Genomic DNA, 666 nt, shown 5'->3' with positions numbered 1-666 from the left:
TCGCGCAGGCGGTGGCCGAGGCGGCGGCCGCGCACGCGCCGCTGCTGGTCGAGGGCGCGGGCAGCAAGCAGGGCATGCTGCGACCGGTGCAGGCCGCGCAGACGCTCTCCACACGCAACCTGTCGGGCATCACGCTCTACGCGCCCAAGGAGCTGGTGATGTCGGCCCGCGCCGGCACCCCGATCGCCGAGATCGAAGCGGCGGCGGCGGCCGAGGGCCAGCACGTCATCGCCGAGCCGCCGGACCTGTCCGCCCTGCTGCACCCGAACGGGGGGGCGCCCGTGCAGACGCTCGGCGGCGTGGTCGCCACCAACCTGTCGGGGCCGCGCCGCATCGCCTGGGGCGCGGTGCGCGATCACGTCCTCGGCGTGCGCGCCGTCAACGGCGAGGGCGAGGTCGTGCGCTCGGGCGGCCGGGTGCTGAAGAACGTGACCGGCCTCGATCTCTGCAAGCTGCTGAGCGGCAGCCACGGCACGCTCGGCGTGATGACCGAAATCACCATCAAGGTGCTGCCGGCGCCCGAGGCCACGGGCACGCTCCTGGTCGCCGCGGACGACGCGGCGGCCGCGGTGCGCGTGCTCGCGGCGGGTCTGCGCACGCCGTACGGCGTATCCGGGGCGGCATGGCTGCCGGCAAGCGCGGTCGCGCGCGTGGACGCGCTGCCGC

Annotated in this window: 1 protein-coding gene; it reads left to right on the top strand. The window is 76.0% G+C overall.

Annotated features, from left to right (window positions below; all coding sequences use genetic code 11):
* The coding region (locus tag B8460_RS18115; protein WP_048863021.1) for an FAD-binding protein at positions 1 to 666 on the top strand (666 nt) is incomplete at both ends.

It is taken from the genome of Acidisphaera rubrifaciens HS-AP3, from assembly GCF_000964365.1.
GTDB lineage: Bacteria > Pseudomonadota > Alphaproteobacteria > Acetobacterales > Acetobacteraceae > Acidisphaera > Acidisphaera rubrifaciens.
The sequence above is the reverse complement of the archived record's forward strand: the minus strand, read 5'-3'. Positions and strand labels throughout refer to the sequence as shown.